This window comes from Microbacterium sp. CGR1, assembly GCF_001266755.1.
Classification (GTDB): domain Bacteria; phylum Actinomycetota; class Actinomycetes; order Actinomycetales; family Microbacteriaceae; genus Microbacterium.
In genome coordinates this window covers 3,414,679-3,441,046 of sequence record NZ_CP012299.1, presented here as the reverse complement: position 1 = coordinate 3,441,046, position 26,368 = coordinate 3,414,679, and the positions used below count along the sequence as shown (strand labels likewise).

Sequence of the window (26,368 nt, the reverse complement as noted above, 5' to 3'; positions counted from 1 at the left end):
CAGATCAGGAGGAATCCTCCGTGCTTCGCACCCACTCGGCAGGCTCACTGCGAGCCGAGCATATCGGTCAGACCGTCACCCTCTCGGGTTGGGTCGATCGCCGTCGTGATCACGGAGGAGTCGCGTTCATCGATCTTCGGGATGCGTCCGGCATCGCGCAGGTCGTCATCCGCGATGAGGAGATCGCGCACCCGCTGCGCAACGAGTTCGTCCTCAAGGTCACCGGCGAGGTCTCGCGTCGCCCCGAGGGCAACGCGAACCCCAACCTGCCCACCGGCGAGATCGAGCTCATCGCGACCGACGTCGAGGTGCTGAACGAGTCCGCTCCGCTGCCGTTCCAGGTGTCGACCGCCGTCGCCGACACCGAGACGGTCGGCGAGGAGGCGCGCCTCAAGTACCGCTATCTCGACCTGCGTCGCCCCGCCGCGGCATCCGCTCTGCGTCTGCGCTCGAACGTCTACAAGGCCGTCCGCGATGTGCTGCACGGCGAGGACTTCACCGAGGTCGAGACGCCGACCCTCACGCGCTCGACGCCCGAGGGCGCCCGCGACTTCGTCGTGCCCGCCCGCCTGCACCCGGGCAGCTGGTACGCCCTGCCGCAGTCGCCGCAGCTGTTCAAGCAGCTGCTCATGGTCGGTGGCGTCGAGAAGTACTACCAGATCGCCCGCTGCTACCGCGACGAGGACTTCCGCGCCGACCGCCAGCCGGAGTTCACGCAGCTCGACATCGAGATGAGCTTCGTCGACCAGGAAGACGTCATCACGCTGATGGAGTCGCTCATCGTCGCGATGTGGAAGACCATCGGCGTCGATGTGCAGACCCCGCTGCCCCGCATGACCTACGCCGAGGCGATGGCCAAGTACGGCTCCGACAAGCCCGACCTGCGCTTCGGACTCGAGCTGGTCGAGGCGACCGAGTACTTCGCGGAGACCCCGTTCCGCGTGTTCCAGGCCGAGTACGTCGGCGCGGTCGTCATGCCCGGCGGTGCGAGCCAGCCCCGCAAGCAGCTCGACGCGTGGCAGGACTGGGCCAAGCAGCGCGGTGCGCGTGGCCTCGCGTACGTCCTCTTCAACGAGGACGGCTCGCTCGGCGGCCCCGCCGCCAAGAACCTGTCCGAGGCGGAGCAGGCGGGCCTCGCCGAGTTCGTCGGCGCATCCGCGGGTGACTGCGTGTTCTTCGCCGCCGGATCGACGAAGGAGAGCCGTGCACTGCTCGGCGCCGCCCGCGTCGAGATCGGACGTCGTCTCGGCTTCCTGAACCCCGACGAGTTCGCGTTCACGTGGGTCGTCGACGCTCCGATGTTCGAGCCGGCAGCGGATGCCGTGGCGTCGGGTGACGTCGCCGTCGGCGCCGGAGCCTGGACGGCCGTGCACCACGCGTTCACGGGGCCGAAGCCGGAGTTCCAGGACACGTTCGACACCGACCCCGGTTCGGCTCTCGCCTATGCATACGACATCGTGTGCAACGGCTCCGAGCTCGGCGGCGGATCGATCCGCATCCACCGCGAAGACGTGCAGAAGCGCGTGTTCGAGGTCATGGGCATCAGCGACGAGGTCGCGCAGGAGCAGTTCGGCTTCCTGCTGGACGCTTTCAAGTTCGGCGCCCCGCCGCACGGTGGAATCGCCCTCGGCATGGACCGCGTGCTGCAGCACCTGTCGAAGACCGAGTCGATCCGCGACGTCATCGCCTTCCCGAAGTCGGGCAACGGGTTCGACCCGCTGACAGCCGCTCCGGCACCGATCACGGCCGAGCAGCGCGCCGAGGCCGGCGTCGACTTCGAGCCCGAGGACGACGAGGCCTGACGCCGCATCGCCCGTCGCACCGAGACCCCGTTCCGCTCAGCGGAGCGGGGTCTCTGCGTATGCGCCAGGCCGGATCCCGGACGCATGCACCGCGCATCCCCCGCTCGGCCGAATGCGTCAGAATCGGCCGGACTCGCCGAATCCGGCCGATACACGCGCAGAACACCGCGCGGACGGCGAGCGGATGCCGGAGCGCAGGCGGATGCCGGAGCGCAGGCGCGGGGGCGGAGGTGCGCCAGGGCGGATGCTCAGTGCAGCTGCGCGAGCGCCGGAACGATGTTCTCGTTCCACACGTCGACGCCGAGCTTGGCGATGAGGGCGACCACCACGACGAGGAACACGACGCGGATGAAGGTCGTGCCGCGCGAGATGGCCATGCGGGATCCGAGGTAGCTGCCTGCGACGTTCGCGACCGCGAGGATGCCGCCGAGCAGCCACAGCACGGCGCCGTGCGGGATGAAGAGCAGCAGGGCGCCGGTGTTCGTGGCCAGGTTGACGATCTTCGCCTTCGCGCTCGCCTGCAGGAAGTCGTAGCCGAGCAGCGCGACGAGCGAGATCACCAGGAACGTGCCGGTGCCCGGCCCGATCAGACCGTCGTAGAAGCCGATCACGAGCCCTGACAGACCCGCCATGATGTGGTGCTTGTGCCCGCTGAAGCGCAGCCGCGTCGCGGCGCCCATCTGCGGGCGGAAGGCCGTGAAGAGCGCGACGGCGAGCAGCGCGACCACGATGATCGGCTTGAAGGCGGCGGCCGACAGAACAGTCGCGACGGCAGCTCCCCCGAATGATCCGACCAGGGCGATCGCGGCCATCGGCAGAGCCGTGCGGATATCGGGTTTCGCACGTCGGTAGTAGGTGACGCTGCTCGTGGCCGTGCCGAACACGGACGCGAGCTTGTTGGTCGCGAGAGCCTGGATCGGCGAGATCCCGGGGATCAGCAGCAGGGCGGGGAGCTGCAGCAGACCACCGCCGCCCACCACCGCATCGATCCACCCGGCAGCGAAGGCCGCGACGACGACGAGGATCAGCGTGCCCCAGGTGAGCTGTTCGAGCCCGAGCACACTGCCGATGTCCATCCGTCCAGGATGTCAGACCACGCGGCACCTCGAACGCCACTGCAGTCCGACCCGTCACACCTTCGACACCTGTCGTTCACCCGAGCCGCGATCATCGGCAACCCTCGGCTCATAGTGTCCTCTCGCAACCCGAATCCGGCTCACAGCGCCGGGCACCGAGAGGACCCTGATGACCAACTTCCACCGCCGCGCACGAATCGGCGCCGGCATCGCCCTGTTCACGACCGCCGCGCTGGGTCTCACCGCCTGCGCCACCGGCGCGGAGACCCCGGCCGCAGGCAGCGACGCTGTCGACGCCGCATCCGCGACCTCGGTCGAGGACTTCGGTTCCTTCTCCGACCTCGAAGAGGCCGCGAAGGCCGAGGGCCAGCTCAACGTCATCGCGCTTCCGCGTGACTGGGCGAACTACGGCGAGATCCTCGACCTCTTCGCCGAGAAGTACCCCGAGATCACGATCAACGAGGCCTCTCCCGACGTGTCGAGCGCCGAGGAGATCCAGGCTGCGAAGACGAACGAGGGCCTCGACACCGCGCCCGACGTGTTCGACCTGGGTCTGACCGTCGCATTGCAGAACACCGACGTCTTCGCGCCGTACCAGGTGCAGACGTGGGACGAGATCCCCGACGCTCTCAAGGAGCCGACCGGCCTCTTCGTCGGCGACTACGGCGGATACATGTCGATCGGCTACGATTCGTCGAAGTTCGACGCTCCCGAGTCGCTCGACGACCTGAAGGATGCCGCCTACAAGGGCGCCGTCGCCATCAACGGAGACCCGACGCAGGCCGGCGCGGCCTTCGCCGCCGTGGGCCTCGCGACCGTGCAGTCCGACGGCACCCTCGACGACTTCCAGCCCGGCATCGACTTCTTCTCCGACCTTCAGAAGGCCGGCAACCTGCTCAAGGTCGATGTGACCACCGCGACCGTGGCCAGCGGCGAGACCCCTGTCGTCTTCGACTGGGACTACCTGAACGCGGCGCACGCCACCGACAACAAGGACTGGAAGGTCGTCGTCCTCGACGGCACCGGCTACGCGGGCTACTACAACCAGGCGATCAACAAGGATGCTCCGAACCCGGCCGCCGCACGCCTGTGGCAGGAGTTCCTCTACAGCGACGAGGTGCAGAACCTGTGGCTGAAGGGCGGCGCACGCCCGGCCCGCATGGAGGCCATGACCGAGGCCGGCACCATCGACGCCGACCTGGCTGCTGCTCTTCCCGAGGTCCCCAGCGAGACGGTCGTCCCGACCGAGGAGCAGTCGACGAACGCCGGCACGCTGCTCGGCGAGAAGTGGGCCGCGGCGGTCCAGTGACGACTGCCACCGCAGCGGGGGCGGATGCCACGGCATCCGCCCCCGTCTCCCCCGCAGCGCACAGCGCTGGGCCTGCGACGTCGTCGCGGGCCCAGCGCTCCGCGCCGTCCGTCGCCTGGCTCGGTCTCGTGCCGTTCGCCGCTTACGTCGTGCTCTTCCTCGCCGTTCCCACCCTCCTCGCGATCGGCTCCGGCTTCTTCACGAAGGACGGGTCGTTCACCTGGTCGAACCTGTCGGCCCTGGCAGACCCCGTCGTCCTCACCACGTTCGCCAACTCCGCCGGCCTGTCGCTGCTGACCGCCGTCGTCGGCGCGATCGCGGGTGCTCTGGTCTGCTATGCCCTGCTCGGCATGAACCCGGACGGCGCCGTGCGCTCGACCGTGGATGCTGCGGCCGGCGTCCTCGCCCAGTTCGGCGGCGTGATGCTCGCCTTCGCCTTCATCGCCACGATCGGCATCCAGGGGGTCGTCACCCTCTTCCTCAAGAACGACCTCGGCATCGACATCTTCGCGAACGGCACGTGGCTCTACGAGCTTCCCGGGCTGATCCTCCCGTACATCTACTTCCAGATCCCGCTCATGGTGATCACCTTCATGCCCGCCCTCGCAGCCCTCAAGCCGCAGTGGGCCGAGGCGAACCTCACGCTCGGCGGCACGCCCGCGAGCTTCTGGCTGCGCATCGGCGTCCCCGTGCTCGCACCCTCGTTCCTCGCGAGCCTCCTGCTGCTCTTCGCGAACGCCTTCTCGTCGTACGCCACCGCCGCCGCCCTCGCCAGTCAGGGTTCGCAGATCGTGCCGCTGCAGATCCGCGCCGCCCTCACGAGCGAGACCCTTCTCGGCCGTGAGAATCTCGCCGGCGCGCTCGCGCTCGGCATGATCGTCATCGTGGGAGTCGTGATGGCCCTGTACTCGCTCATCCAGCGTCGGGCAGCGAGGTGGCAGTCATGAACCGCCTCGGCCCGTCACTCGCGACCCGCTGGATCATCGGCGTGGTCGTCGGCGCATTCTTCGCGATCCCGCTCGTCTCGACCCTGCTCTACACGCTGCGCCAGACCGACGGCAGTCTCGGCCTCGAGCGGTGGGCCGCGCTCTTCGATCCCGCGAAGTCGGCGGCGATCAGGCCGATCTGGATGGGCCTGGGCAACTCCCTGGTCCTCGCGGTCGTGACCGTCGCGATCGTGCTCCTGCTGCTCGCACCGACCATGATCCTGGTGAACCTGCGCTTCGCGAAGCTCACACCCGTCTTCGAGTTCGCCGTGCTGCTGCCGATCTCGATCCCCGCGATCGTGCTGGTCGTGGGTCTCGCACCGATCTACCTGCAGATCGGACGCACCCTCGGCACCGGCACGTGGACGCTGGCCTTCGCCTACGGCATCACCGTGCTGCCGTTCGCGTACCGCTCGATCCAGGCCTCCATCGACGCCGCCGACCTGCGCACGCTCGCCGAAGCCGCCCGATCCCTCGGCGCCGGCTGGCCTACCGTCGTACTGAAGGTGCTCGCTCCCAACCTGCGTCAGGGACTCCTCGCGGCGTCTCTCATCTCGATCGCCGTCGTGCTCGGCGAGTTCACGATCGCCTCGCTCCTCAACCGCCAGGTGTTCCAGACGGCCATGGTCGTCGTGCAGAAGCAGGATCCGTACGCTCCGGCGATCTTCACCCTGCTGGCGCTGCTGTTCGTCTTCCTGCTTCTGCTTCTCATCGGCCGCGTCGCCCGCGGCACCGGAAAGGCCCGCTCATGACCCTCCCTCAGACCGCCGACAACATGCTGCTCGCCGAAGCCGGAGAGGGCACACGCGTGCAGCTGCAGGGCATCGTGAAGAGCTACTCGGGCAACACGGTGCTGCACGGCGTCGATCTCGACATCGCCCCCGGTGAGTTCGTCTCGCTGCTCGGCCCCTCCGGCTGCGGCAAGACGACGCTGCTTCGCGTGCTCGCCGGACTCGAGGGGCTCGACAGCGGTGCGGTGCTGCTCGGCGGCAACGATGTCTCCCGGGTGCCCACGAACAAGCGGGACATCGGCATGGTGTTCCAGTCGTACTCCCTGTTCCCGCACCTGCGGGTCGCGGAGAACACGGCGTTCGGGCTGCGTCGCCGCGGCGTCGGCAAGGCCGAGGCGGCAACGCGCGCCCTCGATGCCCTCGCGCTCGTGGGGCTCTCGGACTTCGCCGATCGCTACCCGCATCAGCTCTCCGGAGGTCAGCAGCAGCGCGTCGCGCTCGCCCGCGCTCTGGTCACCGAGCCGAAGGTCCTGCTTCTCGACGAGCCGCTCTCTGCCCTCGATGCGAAGGTGCGGGTGCAGCTGCGCGATGAGATCCGGCGCATCCAGCTGCGGCTCGGCATCACCACCGTGTTCGTCACGCACGACCAGGAGGAGGCCCTCGCGGTCTCCGACCGGATCGCCGTGATGAACGCCGGCATCATCGAGCAGATCGGAACCCCGGAGCAGCTCTACACGACGCCGTCCACGGCGGGCGTCGCCGCCTTCGTCGGACTCTCGAGCGTCGTCTCGGGTGTCGCCGAGGGTGATCACGTGGTCGTGTGGGGTCAGAAGCTTCCCCTGCAGTCGCCGGCCGACGGGCCCGTCGACGTGTACCTGCGCCCGGAGAACGTGCACTTCGCATCCGAGGCCGATGCCGCGACCGATGCGCTGGTGCAGGAGAGCACGTTCCTCGGCAGCATGCGCCGCACGCTCGTGCGCACCGAATCAGGCGAGCTGGTGCGCCTCCAGCACGCTCCGGGCATCCACCCGGCCTTCGGCGATCGCGTGCGGATCGCCGTCGCTCCCGAGCCCGTCGCCGTGCATCCGCGCGGCTGACCGAGCCCTATCGCTGGCGCAGTACTCCGAGATACCGTGATGCTCGAGGGCCTCGTGCCCTCCTCACCGTCGAGAAAGGACACCTCATGGCAGGCACGTTCGAGCTGTACACCGACAAGTCCGGCGAGTACCGGTTCCGCCTCAAGTCCGGCAACGGCGAGGTGATCGCGATCAGCGAGGGCTACTCGTCGAGATCGTCCGCGCTCAACGGCATCGACTCGGTGCGCCGCAATGCCGCGGATGCCGAGGTCGTGGAGGCCTGACCTCGCACCGCACTCTCCGCACACGAGACCCCCTCGCGCTGACTCAGCAGGAGGGGGTCTCGTCGTGACAGGTGAGACGCGAACTCAGAGGACGCGAGCCAGGAAGTCCTGCGTACGCGGATGCTGCGGGTTCGCGAGCACCTCGCGCGGGTCGCCCTCTTCGACGATGTAGCCGCCGTCCATGAAGATCAGACGTGATCCGACCTCGCGGGCGAAGCCCATCTCGTGCGTGACGACGAGCATCGTCATGCCCTCGTCCGCGAGCGAGCGCATGACCTGCAGCACCTCGCCGACGAGCTCGGGGTCGAGCGCCGACGTCGGCTCGTCGAACAGCATCATGTCCGGGTTCATGCACAGCGCCCGCGCGATCGCGACACGCTGCTGCTGACCGCCCGACAGGTGTCCGGGAAAGGCGTCCGCCTTCTCGGCGAGCCCGACGCGTCCGAGCATCTCCTTCGCGACCCGCTCAGCCTCAGCCTTGGACCGCTTCTTCACGCGCTGCTGCGCGATCATGAGATTGCCCATCACATCGAGGTGGGGGAAGAGGTTGAAGCTCTGGAACACCATGCCGATGCGGGTGCGCACCCGGTCGATGTCGACATCGGGATCAGTGATGTCGATCCCCTCGATGAGCACCTTGCCGCCGGTCGGCTCCTCGAGCAGGTTCACCGAGCGCAGCAGCGTCGACTTGCCCGAGCCCGACGGGCCGATGATGCAGACGACCTCTCCGGCGGTGACGGTGAGGTCGATGCCCTTGAGCACCTCGTTGTCGCCGAAGCTCTTCACGAGCCCCTGCAGGTCGATCGCGGGGGCGTGGACGTCAATCAGATCGGTGATCATCGCTGCCTCGACATCCTTCGTTCCAGGTACGCGCTGAAGCGCGTGAGGGGGATCGTGACGATCAGGTAGAGGGCCGCCGCCATGATGAGCGGCGTTCCGTTCGCGTTCTGCGTGCTCGCGTCACGCGCGAAGTTCGTCAGCTCCTTCGACCAGATGAAGGAACCTGCCACGAAGAGCAGCGACGTGTCCTTCAGCAGCAGGACGAACTCGTTGGTCAGCGGCGGGATGATGATGCGGAACCCCTGCGGGACCACGATCCAGAACGTCGTCTTCATGGGCGACATGCCGAGCGAACGTGCCGCCTCGGTCTGCCCCTTGGGAACGGCCTGGATGCCGGCGCGGATCGTCTCGGCCATGTACGCCGATGCGACCAGGATCAGACCGATCAGGCCGAGCACGACCGGTCCGCCGAGCTTCGTGCCCGGCACGCCGAGTCCGATCGGCAGGATGAACGCGATGGCGAAGATCGTGAGGATCGCGGGAAGCCCGCGGAAGAGCTCGATCCACGCCGTCGCGATCCATCGGAAGGGTCCGATTGACGACAGCTTCAGCAGCGCGAGCACGACGCCGAGCAGCAGACCGCCAGCGAACGCGACGGCCGTGAACCACAGAGTGTTCACGAGCGCCGTGGTGATGATGCCCGGAAGCATCTTCGCCGCGACCTCCGGGTTGAAATACAGCTGCGCGATGCGGGCCCAGTCGGTGCTGACGATCAGCCAGACGGCGACCGCGATCAGCACCGCATAGACGGTGTACCGATACAGCTTGCTCTTCGTGGTGCGCCTCAACGCCATTGTCAAGGTCTCCCTGTCCTACGTCGCTCGCCGATTACTTCGCGGTGAAGTAGGTGTCGTAGATCGTCTGGTAGTCGCCGCTGTCGCGGAGATCCTGCAGCGCGCCGTCGATCGCCTCGCGCAGAGCGTCCTTCTCGCCCTTCGCGTATGCGAAGCCGTACGACTCGCCGGTCTCGTACTCCTCGACGATCTTGTACGCGCTGTCGGCCTTCTCGTGCTCGAGGTTCACCGGCTGGTCCTGAAGGATCGCGTCGATCTGTCCGGCCTGCATCGCGGGCCACAGCTCTCCGTCGGAGGGGTACTGGACGAGTTCTGCGCCCTCGGCGTTCTCGGTCGCGTAGGCCTCTCCGGTGGTGCCCTGCTGCACTCCGACGTTCTTGCCCGAGAGGTCGTCGATCGACTCGATGCCCGAGTCGGTGCGCACGAGCAGCGACTGCAGCGACTCGTAGTACGGCTCGGAGAAGTCGATGTTCGCCTTGCGCTCGTCGGTGATCGTCATGGCCGAGGCGCCGACGTCGCACTGTCCGGCGGCGAGCGTGGTGCCCGACTGCAGCGCGTCGAATCCGACGTCCTGCACCGAGAGCTTCAGGTCGAGCTCCTTCGCGATCGCGTCGAGCAGGTCGATGTCGAAGCCGGTGTAACCCGTGCCGTTGTCGCCGCCCTCGAACTCGAACGGTGCGTAAGGGATGTCGGAGCAGACCGTCAGGGTGCCCGCCTCGATGAGGTCGTACTCGTCGCCGGCCGCAGGCTCACCCGATCCCGCGTCACTGCCGCCGGTCGCGCATCCGGCGAGGGCGAGGGTGGCGGTCGCGGCGAGCGCGATCCCGGCGATGATGTTGCGACGCTGCATGTCAGCTCCTGAAGGACGAGGGTGTGGTTCCCCACGGACGGGTAGGAGAACATCTAAACATGCACCACCGGGCCGAACCCGCCGTCGGCCGCCTTCTGCGGATCACATTTGTGTTGCAAGTGTGACCGAATATGACGGGCGTGTTACGCACGATGCGGCACCGATTGTTCACCTTGCCTGAGTATCCTCTGTGCCGACAGCCCGAGCCGACACGCTCCGGACTCAGAGGAGACCCGATCATGGCAAAGAAGACCTCAGCACAGCGCACCGCCGAAGCCGCTCTCGACGCGGCGAAGGATGCGGCGAAGGACGCGAAGAAGCTGATCAAGTCCCTGCCCAAGAAAGACGCCAAGAAGCTGAAGCCTCTCGTCGAGGACGCGAAGGACGCGGCGAAAGTCTCGAAGAAGAAGGTCGCGGACCGGCCCAAGAAGGTCGCGAAGTCGGCGACCGCGGCGACCGCGCGCCTCACCCAGGCCACCGCACGCCTGGAGGCCGAGAAGAAGGCGTCGGACAGGAAGTCCGCCGCGAAGAAGGATCAGAAGAAGGCCGACAAGAAGTCCGCCGTCGAGCCGACGCCGGATGCGAAGCAGCCGGCCCCGAAGAAGGCCCCCAAGAAGGCCGAGGCGAAGAAGGCCGTGGCCAAGAAGGCCGTGGTCGCGGCTCCGACCGTCGAGCCGACGGTCACGATCACGACCCCGACGTCGGCACCCGCACTGGCACCAGCACCAGCACCGGCACCGGCACCGGCACCGGCACCGGTACCAACAGAGACCTCTGCAGCGGCACCGGAGCTCAGCGCGCTGACCCTGGTCCAGCTGCGCGCCCGCGCCCGCGCCGAGGGCCGCACCGGATACTCGCGCCTGACGAAGGCCGCTCTGCTCGACCTCCTTGCGCGCTGACGTGCAGGAGGCGCTCGACCGGGGCGCCGACGCGCCTCCTCCCCGCACGCTGATCGACATCCTTCAGGAGACGACCCGGCGATATCCCGACGCCTCGGCCATCGAGGACGCGGACGGGGCGCTCAGCTACGCCGAGTTGCTCGCGCACGTCTGGCGTACGGCGGCCCTGCTGCACGAGAGAGGCGTGCGCCGCGGCGACCGCGTCGGCATCCGCATGTCGTCCGGACACCGCGAGCTGTACATCGCGATCCTCGGCACCATCGCGGCGGGCGCCGCCTATGTCCCCGTCGATGCCGACGACCCGCAGGAGCGTGCCGATCTCGTGTTCCACGAGGCCCGCATCGCGGGCACGATCACCGACGCCGGCTACATGCCGGCCGGAGCGACCGAGGCGGTCGATCTCCTCGGCGGCGAGTCACCTCATCCGCGCACCTCCGCGATCCCGATCGTCGCGCCGCCGACGGTCGACGACGATGCCTGGATCATCTTCACCTCCGGGTCGACCGGCGTGCCCAAGGGCGTCGCGGTCTCGCACCGTTCGGCCGCGGCCTTCGTCGACGCCGAGGCACGTCTGTTCCTCCAGGCCGCACCGCTGAGTCCCGGTGATCGCGTGCTCGCAGGCCTCTCGGTCGCCTTCGACGCGTCCTGTGAGGAGATGTGGCTCGCGTGGGGCCACGGCGCCTGCCTGGTGCCCGCACCGCGAGCTCTCGTGCGCTCGGGCGAAGACCTGGGGCCCTGGCTGCTCGGCCACGGCATCACCGTCGTCTCGACGGTGCCGACGCTCGCCGCCCTCTGGCCGCAGGACGCGATCGAGAACGTGCGCCTGCTGATCTTCGGCGGGGAGGCCTGCCCGCCCGAGCTCGTCGCCCGATTGGCATCGGACGGACGTGAGGTGTGGAACACCTACGGCCCGACCGAGGCCACGGTCGTGGCCTGCGCCTCGCTGATGGACGGTACGGGTCCCGTGCGCATCGGCCTCCCGCTCGACGGGTGGTCGCTCGCCGTGGTCGATGCTGACGGACAGCGCGTCGCCGAGGGCGAGACCGGCGAGCTGATCATCGGCGGAGTCGGTCTCGCCCGGTACCTCGACCCTGCGAAGGATGCCGAGAAGTACGCGCCCATGCCCACTCTCGGCTGGGACCGGGCCTACCGCTCCGGCGACGTCGTGCGGGTCGAGTCCGAGGGACTGATCTTCCAGGGTCGCGCCGATGACCAGGTCAAGATCGGCGGCCGCCGCATCGAGCTCGGCGAGGTCGAGGCGGCGCTGCAGGCGCTGAGCTCCGTCTCGGCGGCGACCGTGGTGGTGCAGAAGACCGAGACGGGCATGCCGATCCTCGTCGGCTATGTCGTGCCCGACGAGGGGTTCGACCGGCAGGTGGCGCGTGGTGAGCTCTCGGAGACGCTTCCCGCTCCGCTGATCCCCCTGCTCGCCGTAGTCGACGACCTGCCCGTCCGCACGTCCGGGAAGGTCGACAAGGCGGCTCTCCCCTGGCCGCTCGATTCCGGCGACGCGAACGACTCGTCCCTGTCCGGCACGGCGGCGTGGCTCGCCGAGCAGTGGTTCGCCGTGCTCGGCGTGCGCCCGGGCGACGAGGACGCCGACTTCTTCCAGCTCGGCGGCGGGTCGCTCGCGGCCGCCCAGCTGGTCTCCCGCCTGCGCACCCGGGCGCCGGAGTTCACGATGACCGACGTCTACGATCTGCCGCGGCTGCGCCAGATGTCGGATGCCGTCGACGATGAGGCCGATGACGAGCACGCCGAGGAACGCGTCTTCAGCCAGCCCGTCCCGACCCCCCGACGGATGCAGTGGGTGCAGACGATCGCGGGTCTCCCGCTGTTCGTGTTCACCGGGATCCGCTGGCTGCTGTACCTGCTCGCCGCGAGCTGGCTCCTGCGGCTGTCCCCCGGATTCGAATTCCTGCCCGCTGTTCCGGTGTGGACGATCATCGTCGGCCTGCTGATCTTCGTCACCCCGGTGGGGAAGATGACGATCGCCGCCGTCGCCGCGCGTCTGCTGCTCGCCGGACTCCGCCCTGGCGACTATCCGCGCGGCGGCGGAGTGCATCTGCGTCTGTGGCTCGCGGAGCAGATCGCCCAGCAGGTCGACCCGGTCGGCCTGGCCGGTGCTCCCTGGGTCGTCTACTACGCACGAGCTCTCGGCGCCCGCATCCACAGAGATGTCGATCTGCACACCGTCCCGCCGATCACGGGCATGCTCGACATCGGCTCCGGAGCCTCCATCGAGCCCGAGGTCGACCTCACCGGCTATTGGATCGATGGCGACACCGTGCGCATCGGCGGCATCCGCATCGGCGCGGGAGCGACCATCGGCGCCCGCAGCACCCTCGCCCCCGGCACGAAGATCGGTCGCGGCGCCGAGATCGCACCCGGCTCGGCCGTGTTCGGTCGGGTCCGCGCCGGGCAGCGCTGGGCAGGATCGCCGGCGGCACGCGTCGGCGGAGTGTCGCGGCCGTTCGCGGAGGGCCGCCCACCCAGCCGCACCCGGTGGTTGTGGGCCTACGCCGCCTCCTCCGCCGCGCTCGGCGTCCTCCCTGTCCTCTCGCTCGCCGCCGGCGCCTGGGTGCTCGCGCTGGGCATGCGCGGGTCCGACTCCCTGACAGCGGCCGTCCCGAGCATCCTGGCGCTGCTGGTTCCCGCAGTGCTGCTCGCCGGCTTCGTCTTCGCCGGTCTCGTGCTCGGCCTCGTGCGTGTGCTCGGAGCCGGTCTCGGCGAAGGCGTGTACCCGGTGCGCTCGCGCATCGCCTGGCAGGCGTGGACGACCGAGCGTCTGCTCGATTCCGCTCGTACCTTCCTCTTCCCGCTGTACTCGAGCAGTGCCACTCCCTTCTGGCTCAGGGCCCTCGGGGCCGAGGTCGGGCGCGACGTCGAGGCGTCGACCGTGCTGCTCATCCCGAAGCTCACGACCATCGCCGACGGAGCGTTCCTCGCCGACGACACCATGGTCGCGACCTACGAGCTGCAGGGCGGATGGATGCGGCTGGGCACCGCGCGCATCGGCAAGCGCGCGTTCCTCGGCAACTCCGGCATGGCCGCCGGCGGGCACAACGTGCCTCGCGACGGCCTCGTCGCCGTCCTGTCCGTCGCTCCGCCCAAGGCCAAGGCGGGCTCATCGTGGCTGGGCTCGCCCGCCGCGCGACTGCGCCGTGTGGTGAACGACTCCGATCTCGAGCGCACGTATCGCCCGCGCCCGGGACTCCGCCTCGCGCGGGCTCTGTGGGAGCTGTGCCGCATCATCCCGGTGTTCGTGACCTGCGCGATCGGAGTGAGTGTGATGCTCACGCTCGCCGCGGTGGTCGAGGCCTGGGGACTCGCATGGGCTGTGCTGCTCTCGAGCGCCGTGATGCTCGCCGCAGGCGCCTTCGCCGCTCTGATCACCACCGCCGCCAAATGGCTGATCGTGGGGCCGATCCGTGCCGGCGAGCATCCGCTCTGGTCGAGCTTCGTGTGGCGCACGGAGGTGTCGGACACCTTCACGGAGATGGTGGCCGCACCCTGGTTCGCCAACGCCGCATCGGGCACTCCTGCACTCGCCATCTGGCTGCGCACCCTCGGCGCGAAGATCGGCCGAGGCGTCTGGACCGACAGCTACTGGCTGCCCGAGCCCGACCTGGTCACCCTCGGGGACGGTGCGACCGTGAACCGCGGATGTGTGGTTCAGACGCATCTGTTCCATGATCGAGTGATGAGCATCGACGCAGTGACCCTCGAGAGCGGTGCGACCCTCGGTCCGCACAGCGTGATCCTGCCCGCGGCCACGATCGGATCGGATGCCACGGTCGGGCCCGCCTCACTCGTGATGCGGGGCGAGTTCGTGCCGATCGGCAGTCGATGGAGCGGCAACCCCATCGGACCGTGGCGTGCCGTCAAAGTGCGCTCCTACCAGGCCTCGAACGCATGACCGTCGACCCCTACACCCCGCACAGCGGCGATCGGCGCTACGGGGTGCTGCACTACGACCTGGCCATCGACTATCGCGTGACCACGAACCGCATCGCGGGCACGGCGACGATCCGACTGCAGATGCAGGAATCGGCGAAGCACGTCTCGTTCGACCTCGTCGGGCTCAAAGTCACGAAGGTGCGGGTGGTCGGTGACCGCGCGGCGTCGTTCAGACAGGACGACCGGCGACTCAAAGTGGTCTTCGGGGGCGAGCGGGCGAGCGGTCAGGAGCTCACGGTCGCGGTCGAGTACTCCGGGTCTCCGTCGCCCCGGCGCACTCGATGGGGGCTCCTCGGGTGGGAAGAACTCGAAGACGGCGTGCTCGTCGCGTCGCAGCCGACCGGCGCGCCGACCTGGTTCCCCTGCAACGACCTGCCCTCGGACAAGGCGACGTATCGGTTGGAGTTCACGGCCGATCCCGAGTACACCGTGGTCAGCGGCGGCGCAGCCACGCGATCGACGCAGCGCGGTCGCACCCGATGGATCTTCGAGCAGCCGGTGCCGACCGCGACATACCTGATGACCGTGCAGATCGGCCAGTACGACGATGACAGGGTCGCTCTCGGTACGACTCCCGGGCGTCTGTTCCACCCGCGGGCTCTCGCGGGTCGCGTGCGCTCCGACTTCGCCCCGCTGCCGCACATGATGGAGACGTTCGTCGAAGCCTTCGGCACGTATCCCTACGAGTCCTACAAAGTCGTCATCACACCCGACGATCTCGAGATCCCCCTCGAAGCGCAGGGCATGGCGATCTTCGGTGCGAATCACGTGGACGGAGCCGGGGGCAGCGAGCGCCTGATCGCGCATGAACTCGCGCACCAGTGGTTCGGCAACAGCGTCGGCGTCGCCCGCTGGCGGGACATCTGGCTGAACGAGGGATTCGCCTGCTACGCCGAGTGGCTGTGGTCGGAAGCGTCCGGCGCGTCGACCGCCCACGAGAACGCTCTGGCCCATCACGCCGCCCTCCGCGGCCTCCCCCAGGATCTGCTGCTCTCGGATCCCGGTCCGAACGACATGTTCGACGATCGCGTCTACAAGCGCGGCGCCCTCACCCTGCATGCCCTGCGACTCACGATCGGCGATGAGCGGTTCTTCGCTCTGACGCGGGAGTGGACCGCGCGGTTCGCGCGACTCGCTGTCACCAGCGACGACTTCCTCGGCCTCGTCGGCGAGGTGGCCGACGACCGGGCGCGCACCCTGGTGCGGACCTGGATCGACGAACTCCCGCTGCCCGCGCTTCCTGCATCCCGGTCCTGAGACCGAGCGGGATCACCCCCGAGCGACGCTCAGCACGTACCCCGGTGGGCCGACCAGCGTCGTGACGTCGATCGTGGCGGCACGACCCGGAAGCGCTGCCGACCACACGCAGGGATCCGTGTTCGCGCGCAGTCGGAGGAGCACCTCTGACGGCTCTGTCTCGAATCCGCGACCATCCGCCTTGACCGCCGCCTCGATGCGCGTCCACCCCGCGAGATCCGGGGCGGCACCGTCAGGGAACATCGTTCGCAGCTCGTCGACCCGGCCGGCCGCAGATGCCTGCTCGACATCGACGCCGAGCGACGCCGCAGTCCCCACCGCTGCCGGAGCCACTGCGACGACGACGAGACCCTCCGCATGACTCACGCTGAGCAAGACGCCGTCGGCGCGCGGCGGACCGTGGTCCGCCCCGCACCTGGCACAGCGGCTTGAGATGACGATGTCGTGAGTCCCGGTGATCCTGCGTACGAGGGCGCGCATCAGTGCCCTGCCGGCGAGGAACGCCTGGGCACGGCTGCCGCTCAGCTCGCGGAGGCGTTCCCGCTGCCCTATCGCCGCGGCATCGGCTTCAGTGACACCGTGCGGCTGCGAGGGCGATGCCCAGGCGATCGTGATGTCACGCCAGGTGGTCTCGCCTGCGATTCCCCCTGCGCTCATCACACCGAGAACCGCCGATCAGAGGTTCAGAGGTTCAGAGTTCGAAGTCGACGGCCACACGGGAGGCGACGACCGAGCGCACATACGCCACGACCTCTTCGTGCGCCGGGTGCACCTGATACTCCTCGAGCGCAGCGATCGAATCGACGTCCGCGACGAGGGTGACGTCCCAGTTCGCGTCGGGATAAGCGACGTTCGCGCCCGCGGTGATCGAGCGCAGCTGCGGCACGACGCCGTCGAGAGCGTTCAGACGACGGGCGACCTCGGCGGCCTGCTCGGCGCGTGTCGCCGCATCGTCGGCTGCGAGCTTCCAGGTGACGACGTGACGGATCATCGGGCTTCCTTCTCGAGTGCGTCCTGCTGCACGGCTGATTCGAGCGCGTCGCGCAGTCGGTCGGCGGACAGACGCCAGTGCGCGTGCAGGTCGCCGTCGATCAGGACGACGGGGATCTTCTCCCACCACAGCTCGTAGAGCACAGGATCGTCGGCGATCGAGGCCTCCACGATCTCGATGCGCTCGGCTGCCGCGTCAGGCAGGTCGGCGACGACGGCGTCGATGATCTCGGACGCGACATCGCAGAGATGGCAGTCCGGCTTGCCGATGAGGGTCAGCGTGGTCACGCCGACGGCACCTCGATATCGCGGCCCTGCGCGATCCACTCGCCCGTTCCGCCCTCGACGTTGGTGGCGTCGTATCCGCGGGACTCGAGCGCTTCGACGACGCGCGCCGACCGCCCACCCGCTTGGCAGATGACGTCGAACGACTCTGCGGGCAGCTCTTCGAGCCGGTTGCCGATCTCGGACATCGGGATGTTGACGGCCCCGGGTACGTGACCGGCGGCGAACTCATCCACCTCTCGGACATCGATGAGCGGGGTGTTCGACCGCTCGGCGAGCTCGGTGACGGTGATCGACTTCATGGCATGCTCCTGCGACGAGTGGGAAACCGGGGGCAGAGACACAAAGCGCCCGTCCGGAGACAGGCGCTCGTGTCTGGTCGCTTACTTCTTGTTGCGACGCTGGTGGCGAGTCTTACGAAGCAGCTTGCGGTGCTTCTTCTTCGCCATGCGCTTGCGGCGCTTCTTGATGACAGAACCCACGGAAACCTCACTAAGTCAGTGGCTGGGTGTCGTCGGTGACGGACACCCGGGTACGGGCACGGAAAAATGCCTCGGATCAGTCTAGCAAACCGTGGAGCTTCTGCTGCACGCGCTCACGAGACGACGCCGAGGACGTCAGCCGACGTCGGCTATCGGTCGCTGCAGGGCCTCGGCGACCGCGGATTCCGGAACACGGAAACTGCGACCGAAGCGGATGGCTGGCAGCTCCCCAGCGTGCACCATCCGATAGACCGTCATCTTCGACACACGCATGAGTTCGGCGACCTCGGCCACCGTAAGGAACCGGACATCTGGAACCTCGGGCATCCCACGTACCCCTTTCTGGATTGTGTGCACACTCTATGGGCAAGGTGGGACACGTGTAAACCCATGTGGCCTGTGTGATCAGTGTGCATCCCCGATGGTCGCGAAGGCGCGCACGGGAAAGGTCCCGAATCCGCGCACGGCCGGCGGAACGGGCGAGGTCACAGCGGAGACATAGGAGGTATGCCGGAACCGCTCAGACTGCCCTGCGAGGCTGACCACACGACTCACGATGGCACCATCCGAGTCACGCGGGCTGGGGCCCGCGGCCTCGCCCCTGACGACACGCCCCCCGATCGTCAGGGGCGATGTGTGTCTCCGGCCGCGATCAGCCGCCGAGGCGCTTGAGAGCCGTCGCGACCACGTGCTTGGCCGATGCCGCGGCGCGGCCGACGACCTCGGCCGCGTGTGCGGCTCCGTCGGGCAGCGGCAGTCCGGGGTAATCGATGTCGGGTGCGTCGTCGCCGTAGGCATCCATGAGGAAGGGCACGAGCCAGTCGTCGACGACCTCGAGCGGCTCGACGGCCAAGCTGTAGAAACGACGCTGCCCGTCTTCGCGGACGCTGACCAGCTCGGCCTCGCGCAGGACCTTCAGATGCTTCGAGACGGTCGGCTGGCTGATGCCGAGGTCGGCGACGATCTGGCTCACGCTCGTTCCGGCGTCCCCTTCGGCGGTGCGTCGCAGGAGAAGCTGGAGAATGTCTCGCCTCGTACCGTCTGCGATCACGTCGAAGATGTCCGTCATGTGATCAGGGTAGTCGTCCCCGGCACGGAGTACCATGACGAAGGCTCGGCGATCAGCGCCGTGCATCCGCGTACGTCGGAGCAGGAAGATCGAAGGGGGACGCGATGTCGGGCATCGTTTCGGCGTCGTCGCCTCGACAGCGTCTCCAGAACGCCGCCTCCTGGGGCAAGCACATCATCACGTCGTCGCCCTCGCGCTTCGCGATCGTCATCTTCGCGCTGCTCATCCTGGTCTTCACGGTGCTGCTCTCGCTGCCGATCGCCTCGGCCTCGCGCACGGTCACGCCGTTGGCGGATGCACTGTTCACCGCGGTCTCCACCATCTGCGTCACGGGACTCGCGACCGTCGACATGGCGACGTACTGGTCGCCCTTCGGTCACGTGCTGATCTTCATCGGTGTCAACATCGGCGCGCTCGGCGTTCTCACCCTCGCCTCGTTGATGGGCATGCTCATCTCCAAGAGACTGGGACTCCGCGCCAAGCTCCTCGCCGCGGGAGACACCAACCCCCTTCGCGCGCACGGTGGCGTGGTGAACGAGAGCCAGACCGTCCGGCTGGGCGAAGTCGGTCAGCTCCTGACGACCGTGGCCGTCTCCGCGCTGATCATCGAGGGCGTGCTCGCGGTCCTCCTCTACCCCGCACTCGTGATGGCCGGGGTCGAGCCGATCGCAGCGCTCTGGGAGGCCCCCTACTTCGCCGCGATGGCCTTCACCAACACCGGCTTCGCGCCGAACGCCGGCGGAGTCGCCGTGTTCGCCGACGACTATCTCGTCCTCACGCTGCTGATGGCCGGCGTGTTCCTCGGCAGCATCGGCTTCCCGGTGATCTACACCCTGGCCAAGCACGTGTGGCACGTGAAGAAGTGGTCGCTGCACACCAAGCTCACCCTGGTCACCACGGTGCTGCTCTTCGTGCTCGGCGCCGCCGTCTTCCTGATCCTCGAGTACGCGAACCCGAAGACGTTCGGGTCGATGGATGCCGCGGACACGACCTTCCAGGCGTTCTTCCTGTCCGCGATGACGAGGTCGGGCGGCTTCAACGTGATCGAGATGGACGATCTGAACGGCTCATCCCTCCTCGCCGCGAGCATGCTGATGTTCGTCGGCGGCGGCTCGGCCTCCACCGCCGGCGGAATCAAGGTGACGACCCTGGCGGTGCTCGCGATCGCGGTGTGGTCCGAGGCCAAGGGCCGTCAGTCCGTCGAGGCGTTCGGCCGTCGCATCCCCAGCGACGTGCAGCGCGTCGCGTTGAGCGTCGTCGCCTGGGGAGCCACGATCGTGGCGCTCTCGACGATCATCATCGCCCAGATCACCAAGGCGGACATCAGCCACGTCCTCTTCGACGTCATCTCGGCTTTCGCCACCGTCGGACTCTCGACCGGCCTCACCGCCGATCTCCCCGACGCCGGTTCGTACGTCCTCGCGACCACCATCTTCATGGGGCGCGTTGGTACAGTGACTCTCGCCGCGGCCGTCGCCGCGACATCGCGAACGCAGTACTACTCACTGCCCGTGGAAAGGCCGATCGTTGGTTGAAGTCCTCCGGGGCGACGCTCCCGTCCTCGTCATCGGTCTCGGCCGGTTCGGTGCCGCCTGCGCAGGCGAACTCGATCGTCTCGACCGCGAGGTCCTGGCGATCGACGACAACCTCGAGCTCGTGCAGAAATGGTCGGACCGCGTCACGCACACGGTGCAGGCCGACGCCAAGAACATCGACGCCCTGCGGCAGATCGGCGCGCAGGACTTCCAGGTCGCCGTCGTCGCCGTCGGCTCGTCGATCGAGGCGTCGGTGCTGATCACCGCGAACCTCGTCGACCTCAAGGTGCCGCAGATCTGGGCCAAGGCGGTCTCGCAGTCGCACGGCAAGATCCTCGCCCGCGTCGGCGCCAACCACGTCATCTACCCCGAGCGAGAAGCCGGTGAGCGCGTCGCGCACCTCGTCTCCGGCCGGATGCTCGACTTCATCCGCTTCGACGACGACTTCGTGCTGGCCAAGATGTACCCGCCGAAGTTCATCCGCGGCGTGGGTCTGAACGAGTCCGGCGTGCGCAGCAAGTACAAGGTCACGGTCGTGGGAGTGAAGAGCCCGGGCAAGCCGTTCCGCTACGCCGAGGCGAACACGATCGTCACCAACCACGATCTGATCATCGTCTCGGGCACCAACAGCGACATCGAGCGCTTCGCCGCCCTCGACCGCTGACCGGCATCCGCGCGACGGACGTCAGGCGTCGATGTCGAGCGCGATCTCGACGAGGTCGTCGACGCCGACGCCCTCACGGTCTTGCAGGGCCTTCTTGATCGGCACGATGTAGCCGCCGTCCTTGGGCCAGAGGGCGGTGGTCACCGTCGTGTCGCCGATCGTGACGGATGCGGGGATCATCCCCCATCCGTAGGTGACGACGCTCGCGACCTCACCGATCATCTCGCTCTCCGCCGGCGGCACGGTGACGAAATGGAACGGCGCGGGACCGCGCCAGAACCAGATCTCCCCGGAGAACCGCAGCTGCATGTCAGGCTCCGGCCGCGAGTTCCTTCGCGCGGGCGAGTGCGGCAGCGGCGGCATCCGCGAAGGTGCGATCGAGGTGCGCGTCCTGCAGCACCGCCACGGCCTTCTCGGTGGTGCCTTTGGGGCTCGTGACCCTGCGGCGGAGCTCGGACGGCTCCTCACCCGACGCATCGAGCAGCGCAGTGGCGCCGATGAAGGTCTGCTCCACCATGACCCGCGCGTCGCTCTCGCTGAAGCCCATTCCGACGGCTGCCTTGGTCAGCTCCTCGATGAGCAGGTAGACGTAGGCGGGGCCGGAACCCGAGATCGTCGAGAGTGCGTCGATCTGCGATTCGGGAACCTCGACGACCGCGCCCACGGTGGCGAAGAGGCGGTGCACGAGGGCGAGATCGTCGTCGGATGCCGCTGCCCCCGCGGCCAGACCGGTGACTCCCTTGCCAACTGTCGAGGGCGTGTTCGGCATCGATCGGATGACCCGCACGTCGGCACCGAGGTTGTCGGCGAAGGTCTGGAGCGTGACGCCCGCGGCGAGGCTCACGACGATCGCGTCGTCGGCCAGATGCGGGGCGATCTCGCGCAGCAGATCGGGCACCATCGCCGGCTTCACCCCGACGACGACGATGCGAGCCTTCGCGACCGCATCCGCGTTGCCGTCGGTGGTCTCGGACAGGGCGATGCTCCTGACCCCATTGAGGTCGGCGAGGGCCGCCGCCTTCTCGGGCGTGCGGTTCGTCGCGGTGATTCCCCCGTCGACCTGGATGCCGGATGCGACCACCCCTCGGAGGATCGCGCCGCCCATCGATCCGGCACCGAGGAACGCGAGAGCGGGAAGCGAGTCAGCCATGTCGCCATCCTACGGCGGGCGCACCAGGCGACCACGGACGTGCCGATCTAGACTCGACGCATGAGTGCATCCGGCGGCGGCAAGGCCATTCTCGCGGCGTTCCTGGCGAACCTGGGCATAGCCCTGGCGAAGTTCCTCGCGTGGGCGCTGTCGGGATCCGCATCCATGCTCGCCGAGGCGATCCACTCGGTCGCCGACTCCGGCAACCAGCTGCTGCTCATGCTGGGCGGACGCAAGGCGAAGCGCGAGGCGGACAGGGCGCACCCCTTCGGCTACGGGCGGGAACGGTACGTCTACGCGTTCGTGGTGTCGATCATCCTGTTCTCCGTCGGAGGTCTGTTCGCGATCTACGAGGCGATCGACAAGCTCACGCACCCGCATGAACTCGACAAGACGTGGTGGTGGCTGCCGATCGTCGTGCTGGTGGTCGCGATCGGCCTCGAGTCGTTCTCGCTGCGCACCGCCGTCAGAGAGAGCAATCTCGTCCGTGACACGGGCCAGTCCTGGGTGTCGTTCGTGCGCCGCGCGAAGGCGCCGGAGCTCCCCGTCGTGCTCCTCGAGGACGTCGGGGCACTCACCGGTCTCACGTTCGCACTGCTCGGCGTCGGGCTCACCGTGATCACCGGAAACCCGCTGTTCGACGCACTCGGCACATTGATGATCGGCATCCTGCTCGTGCTCATCGCGATCGTGCTCGGCGTCGAGACGAAGAGCCTCCTCGTGGGCGAGGGCGCCACGCAGGCCGATCACGATCGCATCGTCGACGCGATCAACGCGGGCGACGAGATCGAGAAGATCATCCACATGAAGACCCTCTACCTGGGCCCGGACGAGCTCATGGTCGCGGCGAAGATCGCACTCAACGTCAACAAGCCGCTGCGCGAGGCAGCTGTCGACATCGATGCGATCGAGGCCCGCATCCGCGAGGCTCTTCCGATCGCACGCGTGATCTACATCGAGCCCGACGTGTACCGGCCGTCGCTCGACCCCGAGCCGTCGACCGACGTCTTCGTGCTCAAGTCCTCCGACTGATCGCGCGCGGGGTGCGGTGGCCGTCAGCGCCGCTGCTCGAAGAAGCTCCGCAGCAGGGCCGTGGCGGCATCCGCTTCGACCCCGCCGACGACCTCGGCGCGGTACGGCAGCCGACGGTCGCGCAGCACGTCGTACATGGAGCCGGCGGCCCCCGCCTTGTCGTCCCACGCGCCGAAGACGACGCGGCCGATCCGCGCCTGCAGGATCGCCCCCGCGCACATGATGCAGGGCTCGAGGGTCACGACGAGGGTGTGGCCGTCGAGATTCCACGAGCCGACGGACGCCGCGGCCGACCGCAGCGCCGCGATCTCGGCGTGCCCCGTGGGGTCGTGGGTCGCCTCACGATGATTGCGTCCTTCGGCGATGATCCGGCCCGCTGCGTCGAGCACCACCGCGCCGACCGGGATCTCCGAGGCCGCCGACGCCTCGGCCGCGAGCTCGAGCGCGCGTCGCATCGCACGGGCGTCGGAGGCGGTCATGCGTCGAGCCTACGACAGCCGCTCGGGCAGCCGACGGCATCCGATGTCGTACCGGAGCCCCCGGCGCATTAGCCTGTATCCATGCGTGTCCACGTCGCCGACCACCCTCTCGTCACTCACAAGCTCTCGGTGCTGCGCGACCATCGCACCCCGTCGCCCGTCTTCCGGCAGCTGACCGAAGAGCTCGTGACGCTTCTCGCGTATGAGGCGACCCGCAACGTGAAGGTCAGTCCGGTCGAGATCACCACTCCCGTGACGACGACGATGGGCGTGAAGATCTCGGAGCCCCGTCCGATCGTCGTGCCGATCCTGCGCGCCGGCCTCGGCATGCTCGAGGGCCTGGTGAAGCTGCTGCCGACGGCAGAGGTCGGGTTCCTGGGAATGGTCCGCGACGAGGAGACCTTCGAGCCGACCACCTACGCCGAGCGCCTTCCCGACGACCTGAGCGATCGTCAGTGCTTCGCGATCGATCCGATGCTCGCGACCGGCGGCTCGCTGGCTGCCGCCATCCAGTTCCTCTTCGACCGCGGGGCCAAGGACGTCACGGCGATCTGCCTGCTCGGCACTCCCGAAGGCCTCGCCGCCATCGAGGCGCTCGTCGGAGACCGCGACGTGACGATCGTGCTCGGGGCCCTGGATGAGCGCCTCAATGAGAAGGGCTACATCGTGCCCGGACTCGGCGACGCCGGCGATCGGCTCTACGGCACCGTCTGACGGATCTCCGGCTCGCGCGGTTCGTCCTCGAGAAGGGGCACGCCGAAGCTCGCCACCACGTCTCGCACCTCGCCGAGGTACTGCTGAGCCTGTTCGGTGAGCGGTATGGCCGTGCGTCCGATCCAGCCGATCTCGATGCGCTCGTCGACGTCGAGGGGCACGGCGACGATCTCGGGATCGAGATCGTCGCTGATGATGCCGGTCGAGATCGTGTATCCGTCGAGACCGATCATCAGGTTGAAGATCGTCGCTCGATCGGAGACCCTGATCTCCCGCGCACTCGAGAGGGTCGAGAGGATCTCCTCCGCGAAGTAGAACGAGTTGTTCGCGCCCTGGTCGAAGGTGAGACGCGGAAGGCCGACGAGATCCTCGAGGGTCGCACCGTCTCGCGACGCGAGTGCGTTCCGGCGTGAGACGAAGATGTGCGGCTCGGCGATGAAGAGCGGATGGAATGCGAGACCCGAGTCCCGCAGGAGCTTGTCGATCACGTTGCGGTTGAAGTCGTTGCGGAAGAGGATGCCGAGTTCGCTGCGGAGCGTCCGCACATCCTCGATGATGTCCCACGTGCGGGTCTCGCGGAGCGAGAACTTGTATTCGGCGGCGCTCGAGCGCTTGACCATCCGCACGAATGCGTCGACGGCGAAGGAGTAGTGCTGGGTGGAGACCCCGAGGAGGCGGCGCGACGGTGGCCGCCCGAGGTAGCGCTGCTCGAGAAGCTCGGCCTGCTCGACGATCTGTCTGGCATACCCGAGGAACTCCGTGCCGTCGCTCGTGAGCGTCACCCCTCGCGCCGAGCGGGTCAGCAGATCGCGTCCGACTCGGCTCTCGAGGTCTTTCATCGCCGCGGACATCGTGGGTTGCGCGACATAGAGCACGTCGGCCGCCGCGGTGATGGACCCCTCCGCAGCGACCTCGATGAAGTACTGGAGCTGTTGCAGTGTGATCCCGCTCGATCGCCTAGGCATAGGAGAAGGCTATATCACCGCATAGCGGAGCCGAATTACCCGATAGCTCTGGCATCGCTGCACTATGAGATCACCGCTTTCGCGAGGCCCGATGGGCCTCCCCTCTCCCGGATTGGCCCCTCATGGCGAACGAGATCACGTTCAGCATCACGACCACTCGCTTCGACGAGGACTATGCCCCGTCCGACAGCTCGCGCATCACCACGAACTTCGCCAACCTCGCGCGCGGCGAGCGCCGCCAGCAGAACCTCCGCAACGCCCTGGAGATGATCGACCGTCGCTTCAACGACCTCGCGGGCGGCGACGAGCGCTACACGGTCGAGCTCGACATCGTCTCGGTGCAGTTGCGATTCGCCGATGGCAACGATGAGGAGTTCCCGGTGCTCGAGGTGCTCGACGTCCACATCGTCGACCGGCTGACCGGCGAACGCCACCATGGGATCGTGGGAAACAACTTCTCCTCCTACCTCCGCGACTACGACTTCAGCGTCGTCCTGCCTGCGGCGAGCGCGGCCGCCGGCGGATTCTCCACTCCCGACGACTTCGGCGTGCTGCACGGCAAGCTCTTCCAGCATTTCCTCGAGTCCGAGGCGTACCAGGAGCGCTTCTCGACCCTGCCGGTGATCTGCATCAGCGTCTCGACCAGCAGGACCTATCACCGCAACGGCAACCACCACCCCGTGCTCGGCGCCGAGTACGTGCAGGACTCCTTCTCGCTCACCGACGAGTACTTCGGGAAGATGGGGCTGCAGGTCCGCTACTTCATGCCACGCGGCAGCGTCGCCCCCCTCGCCTTCTACTTCCGCGGCGACCTCCTGAGCGACTACTCCGATCTGCAGCTCATCGGCACGATCAGCACCATGGAGACCTTCCAGAAGATCTACCGGCCTGAGATCTACAACGCGAATGCGTCCGCCGAGAGCGTCTACCGTCCGAGCCTCGCCCACGACGACTATCAGCAGACGGAGATCACGTACGACCGCGAGGAGCGCAGCCAGCTCGCCGTCGTGCAGGGACGCTACGCCGATGAGCACTTCGTCACGCCGCACCGGACGGTGCTGGACCGGTGGGCTGCCGAATATCCCGCTCCGTCCTCCCCCGCGTCCGCCTCCCCCGTTGCGGTCCGATGACCGGCCGCG

29 protein-coding genes are annotated in these 26,368 nt (G+C 68.0%); 14 read left to right on the top strand and 15 right to left on the bottom strand.

Features of this window, described 5'->3' with window-relative positions:
* The first annotated feature begins 20 nt into the window (after nt 1–20).
* A complete protein-coding gene (gene aspS / locus AKG07_RS16425; protein ID WP_053098865.1) occupies nt 21–1,802 on the top strand; it encodes an aspartate--tRNA ligase in 1,782 nt (593 codons plus the stop codon).
* 248 nt (nt 1,803–2,050) lie between these two features.
* On the opposite strand, the gene AKG07_RS16420 is transcribed toward aspS, so the two are convergent.
* Nucleotides 2,051–2,878 carry a sulfite exporter TauE/SafE family protein gene (locus AKG07_RS16420; protein ID WP_053098864.1) on the bottom strand — a complete coding sequence of 276 codons (828 nt, stop codon included), beginning with the start codon at nt 2,876–2,878 and terminating at the stop codon, nt 2,051–2,053.
* Between the two features lie 169 nt (nt 2,879–3,047).
* Between AKG07_RS16420 and AKG07_RS16415 the strand changes: the two genes are divergently transcribed.
* The 5 genes from AKG07_RS16415 to AKG07_RS17595 all read left to right on the top strand — a co-directional run bounded on the left by AKG07_RS16415 (nt 3,048) and on the right by AKG07_RS17595 (nt 7,264).
* A complete protein-coding gene (locus tag AKG07_RS16415) occupies nt 3,048–4,187 on the top strand; it encodes an ABC transporter substrate-binding protein (protein ID WP_053098863.1) in 1,140 nt (379 codons plus the stop codon).
* On the top strand, nt 4,184–5,134 hold the full coding sequence (locus tag AKG07_RS16410; protein WP_171821985.1) for an ABC transporter permease: 951 nt from the start codon (nt 4,184–4,186) through the stop codon (nt 5,132–5,134). Before AKG07_RS16415 ends, AKG07_RS16410 begins: the two co-directional genes overlap by 4 nt.
* A complete protein-coding gene (locus AKG07_RS16405) occupies nt 5,131–5,925 on the top strand; it encodes an ABC transporter permease (RefSeq protein WP_053098861.1) in 795 nt (264 codons plus the stop codon). Before AKG07_RS16410 ends, AKG07_RS16405 begins: the two co-directional genes overlap by 4 nt.
* A complete protein-coding gene (locus tag AKG07_RS16400) occupies nt 5,922–7,001 on the top strand; it encodes an ABC transporter ATP-binding protein (RefSeq protein WP_053098860.1) in 1,080 nt (359 codons plus the stop codon). Before AKG07_RS16405 ends, AKG07_RS16400 begins: the two co-directional genes overlap by 4 nt.
* 86 nt (nt 7,002–7,087) lie before the next feature.
* A complete protein-coding gene (locus AKG07_RS17595) occupies nt 7,088–7,264 on the top strand; it encodes a YegP family protein (RefSeq protein WP_082297996.1) in 177 nt (58 codons plus the stop codon).
* An 84-nt stretch (nt 7,265–7,348) separates the two neighbouring features.
* On the opposite strand, the gene AKG07_RS16395 is transcribed toward AKG07_RS17595, so the two are convergent.
* From AKG07_RS16395 to AKG07_RS16385, 3 genes are read right to left on the bottom strand one after another with little or no spacing between them, the layout of a single operon-like run.
* Nucleotides 7,349–8,104 (bottom strand): amino acid ABC transporter ATP-binding protein, encoded by a 756-nt coding sequence (locus AKG07_RS16395; RefSeq protein ID WP_053098859.1) that lies wholly within the window; start codon nt 8,102–8,104, stop codon nt 7,349–7,351.
* Complete coding sequence (locus AKG07_RS16390) at nt 8,101–8,898, bottom strand: amino acid ABC transporter permease (protein ID WP_053098858.1); 798 nt, start codon at nt 8,896–8,898, stop codon at nt 8,101–8,103. Before AKG07_RS16390 ends, AKG07_RS16395 begins: the two co-directional genes overlap by 4 nt.
* A gap of 34 nt (nt 8,899–8,932) precedes the next feature.
* Entirely contained in the window at nt 8,933–9,748 is an 816-nt protein-coding gene (locus AKG07_RS16385) for a transporter substrate-binding domain-containing protein (protein ID WP_053098857.1), read from the bottom strand.
* Nucleotides 9,749–9,987: 239 nt separating this feature from the next.
* Between AKG07_RS16385 and AKG07_RS17765 the strand changes: the two genes are divergently transcribed.
* From AKG07_RS17765 to AKG07_RS16370, 3 genes are read left to right on the top strand one after another with little or no spacing between them, the layout of a single operon-like run.
* Nucleotides 9,988–10,647: a hypothetical protein gene (locus tag AKG07_RS17765; RefSeq protein WP_053098856.1), complete on the top strand. Its 660-nt coding sequence runs from the start codon at nt 9,988–9,990 to the stop codon at nt 10,645–10,647.
* Entirely contained in the window at nt 10,637–14,566 is a 3,930-nt protein-coding gene (locus tag AKG07_RS16375; RefSeq protein WP_053098855.1) for a Pls/PosA family non-ribosomal peptide synthetase, read from the top strand. Before AKG07_RS17765 ends, AKG07_RS16375 begins: the two co-directional genes overlap by 11 nt.
* Entirely contained in the window at nt 14,563–15,864 is a 1,302-nt protein-coding gene (locus AKG07_RS16370; RefSeq protein ID WP_053098854.1) for a M1 family metallopeptidase, read from the top strand. The genes AKG07_RS16375 and AKG07_RS16370 overlap by 4 nt, the downstream gene beginning before the upstream one ends.
* Before the next feature lie 12 nt (nt 15,865–15,876).
* On the opposite strand, the gene AKG07_RS16365 is transcribed toward AKG07_RS16370, so the two are convergent.
* The 7 genes from AKG07_RS16365 to AKG07_RS16340 all read right to left on the bottom strand — a co-directional run bounded on the left by AKG07_RS16365 (nt 15,877) and on the right by AKG07_RS16340 (nt 18,690).
* Nucleotides 15,877–16,521 (bottom strand): hypothetical protein, encoded by a 645-nt coding sequence (locus AKG07_RS16365; protein ID WP_053098853.1) that lies wholly within the window; start codon nt 16,519–16,521, stop codon nt 15,877–15,879.
* Between the two features lie 34 nt (nt 16,522–16,555).
* A complete protein-coding gene (locus AKG07_RS16360; protein WP_053098852.1) occupies nt 16,556–16,855 on the bottom strand; it encodes a Dabb family protein in 300 nt (99 codons plus the stop codon).
* Nucleotides 16,852–17,142 (bottom strand): glutaredoxin family protein, encoded by a 291-nt coding sequence (locus AKG07_RS16355; RefSeq protein ID WP_053098851.1) that lies wholly within the window; start codon nt 17,140–17,142, stop codon nt 16,852–16,854. Before AKG07_RS16355 ends, AKG07_RS16360 begins: the two co-directional genes overlap by 4 nt.
* Complete coding sequence (locus AKG07_RS16350; protein WP_053098850.1) at nt 17,139–17,441, bottom strand: rhodanese-like domain-containing protein; 303 nt, start codon at nt 17,439–17,441, stop codon at nt 17,139–17,141. The genes AKG07_RS16355 and AKG07_RS16350 overlap by 4 nt, the downstream gene beginning before the upstream one ends.
* Nucleotides 17,442–17,522: 81 nt before the next feature.
* Nucleotides 17,523–17,621 carry a 30S ribosomal protein bS22 gene (locus AKG07_RS17585; protein ID WP_003792170.1) on the bottom strand — a complete coding sequence of 33 codons (99 nt, stop codon included), beginning with the start codon at nt 17,619–17,621 and terminating at the stop codon, nt 17,523–17,525.
* 135 nt (nt 17,622–17,756) lie between these two features.
* Complete coding sequence (locus tag AKG07_RS16345; RefSeq protein WP_053098849.1) at nt 17,757–17,948, bottom strand: helix-turn-helix domain-containing protein; 192 nt, start codon at nt 17,946–17,948, stop codon at nt 17,757–17,759.
* Nucleotides 17,949–18,273: 325 nt separating this feature from the next.
* Nucleotides 18,274–18,690, bottom strand: coding sequence for an ArsR/SmtB family transcription factor (locus tag AKG07_RS16340; protein WP_053099390.1), 417 nt, complete (start codon nt 18,688–18,690; stop codon nt 18,274–18,276).
* A gap of 104 nt (nt 18,691–18,794) precedes the next feature.
* On the opposite strand from AKG07_RS16340, the gene AKG07_RS16335 reads away from it, so the two are divergent.
* Together AKG07_RS16335 and AKG07_RS16330 are read left to right on the top strand one after the other, a co-directional pair.
* Nucleotides 18,795–20,225, top strand: coding sequence for a TrkH family potassium uptake protein (locus AKG07_RS16335; protein ID WP_053098848.1), 1,431 nt, complete (start codon nt 18,795–18,797; stop codon nt 20,223–20,225).
* Nucleotides 20,218–20,889, top strand: a complete 672-nt coding sequence (locus tag AKG07_RS16330) for a potassium channel family protein (RefSeq protein WP_047520565.1) — start codon at nt 20,218–20,220, stop codon at nt 20,887–20,889. Before AKG07_RS16335 ends, AKG07_RS16330 begins: the two co-directional genes overlap by 8 nt.
* A gap of 21 nt (nt 20,890–20,910) precedes the next feature.
* Here AKG07_RS16330 and AKG07_RS16325 read toward each other — a convergent pair whose 3' ends face one another.
* Both AKG07_RS16325 and proC read right to left on the bottom strand, forming a co-directional pair.
* Complete coding sequence (locus tag AKG07_RS16325) at nt 20,911–21,198, bottom strand: DUF1905 domain-containing protein (RefSeq protein WP_053098847.1); 288 nt, start codon at nt 21,196–21,198, stop codon at nt 20,911–20,913.
* Nucleotide 21,199: 1 nt separating this feature from the next.
* Nucleotides 21,200–22,039, bottom strand: coding sequence for a pyrroline-5-carboxylate reductase (proC, locus tag AKG07_RS16320; RefSeq protein WP_053098846.1), 840 nt, complete (start codon nt 22,037–22,039; stop codon nt 21,200–21,202).
* 60 nt (nt 22,040–22,099) lie between these two features.
* Between proC and AKG07_RS16315 the strand changes: the two genes are divergently transcribed.
* Complete coding sequence (locus AKG07_RS16315) at nt 22,100–23,071, top strand: cation diffusion facilitator family transporter (protein WP_053098845.1); 972 nt, start codon at nt 22,100–22,102, stop codon at nt 23,069–23,071.
* Between the two features lie 23 nt (nt 23,072–23,094).
* Here the strand turns inward: AKG07_RS16315 and tadA are convergent, their stop codons facing one another.
* Complete coding sequence (gene tadA / locus AKG07_RS16310) at nt 23,095–23,550, bottom strand: tRNA adenosine(34) deaminase TadA (RefSeq protein WP_053098844.1); 456 nt, start codon at nt 23,548–23,550, stop codon at nt 23,095–23,097.
* A gap of 81 nt (nt 23,551–23,631) precedes the next feature.
* On the opposite strand from tadA, the gene upp reads away from it, so the two are divergent.
* Complete coding sequence (gene upp / locus AKG07_RS16305) at nt 23,632–24,264, top strand: uracil phosphoribosyltransferase (protein WP_042538962.1); 633 nt, start codon at nt 23,632–23,634, stop codon at nt 24,262–24,264.
* Here upp and AKG07_RS16300 read toward each other — a convergent pair.
* Entirely contained in the window at nt 24,249–25,229 is a 981-nt protein-coding gene (locus AKG07_RS16300; RefSeq protein ID WP_053098843.1) for a LysR family transcriptional regulator, read from the bottom strand. The two genes, upp and AKG07_RS16300, sit on opposite strands and share 16 nt — an antisense overlap.
* Nucleotides 25,230–25,351: 122 nt before the next feature.
* Between AKG07_RS16300 and AKG07_RS16295 the strand changes: the two genes are divergently transcribed.
* A complete protein-coding gene (locus AKG07_RS16295) occupies nt 25,352–26,359 on the top strand; it encodes a putative oxygenase MesX (protein ID WP_053098842.1) in 1,008 nt (335 codons plus the stop codon).
* The last annotated feature ends 9 nt before the right edge of the window (nt 26,360–26,368 follow it).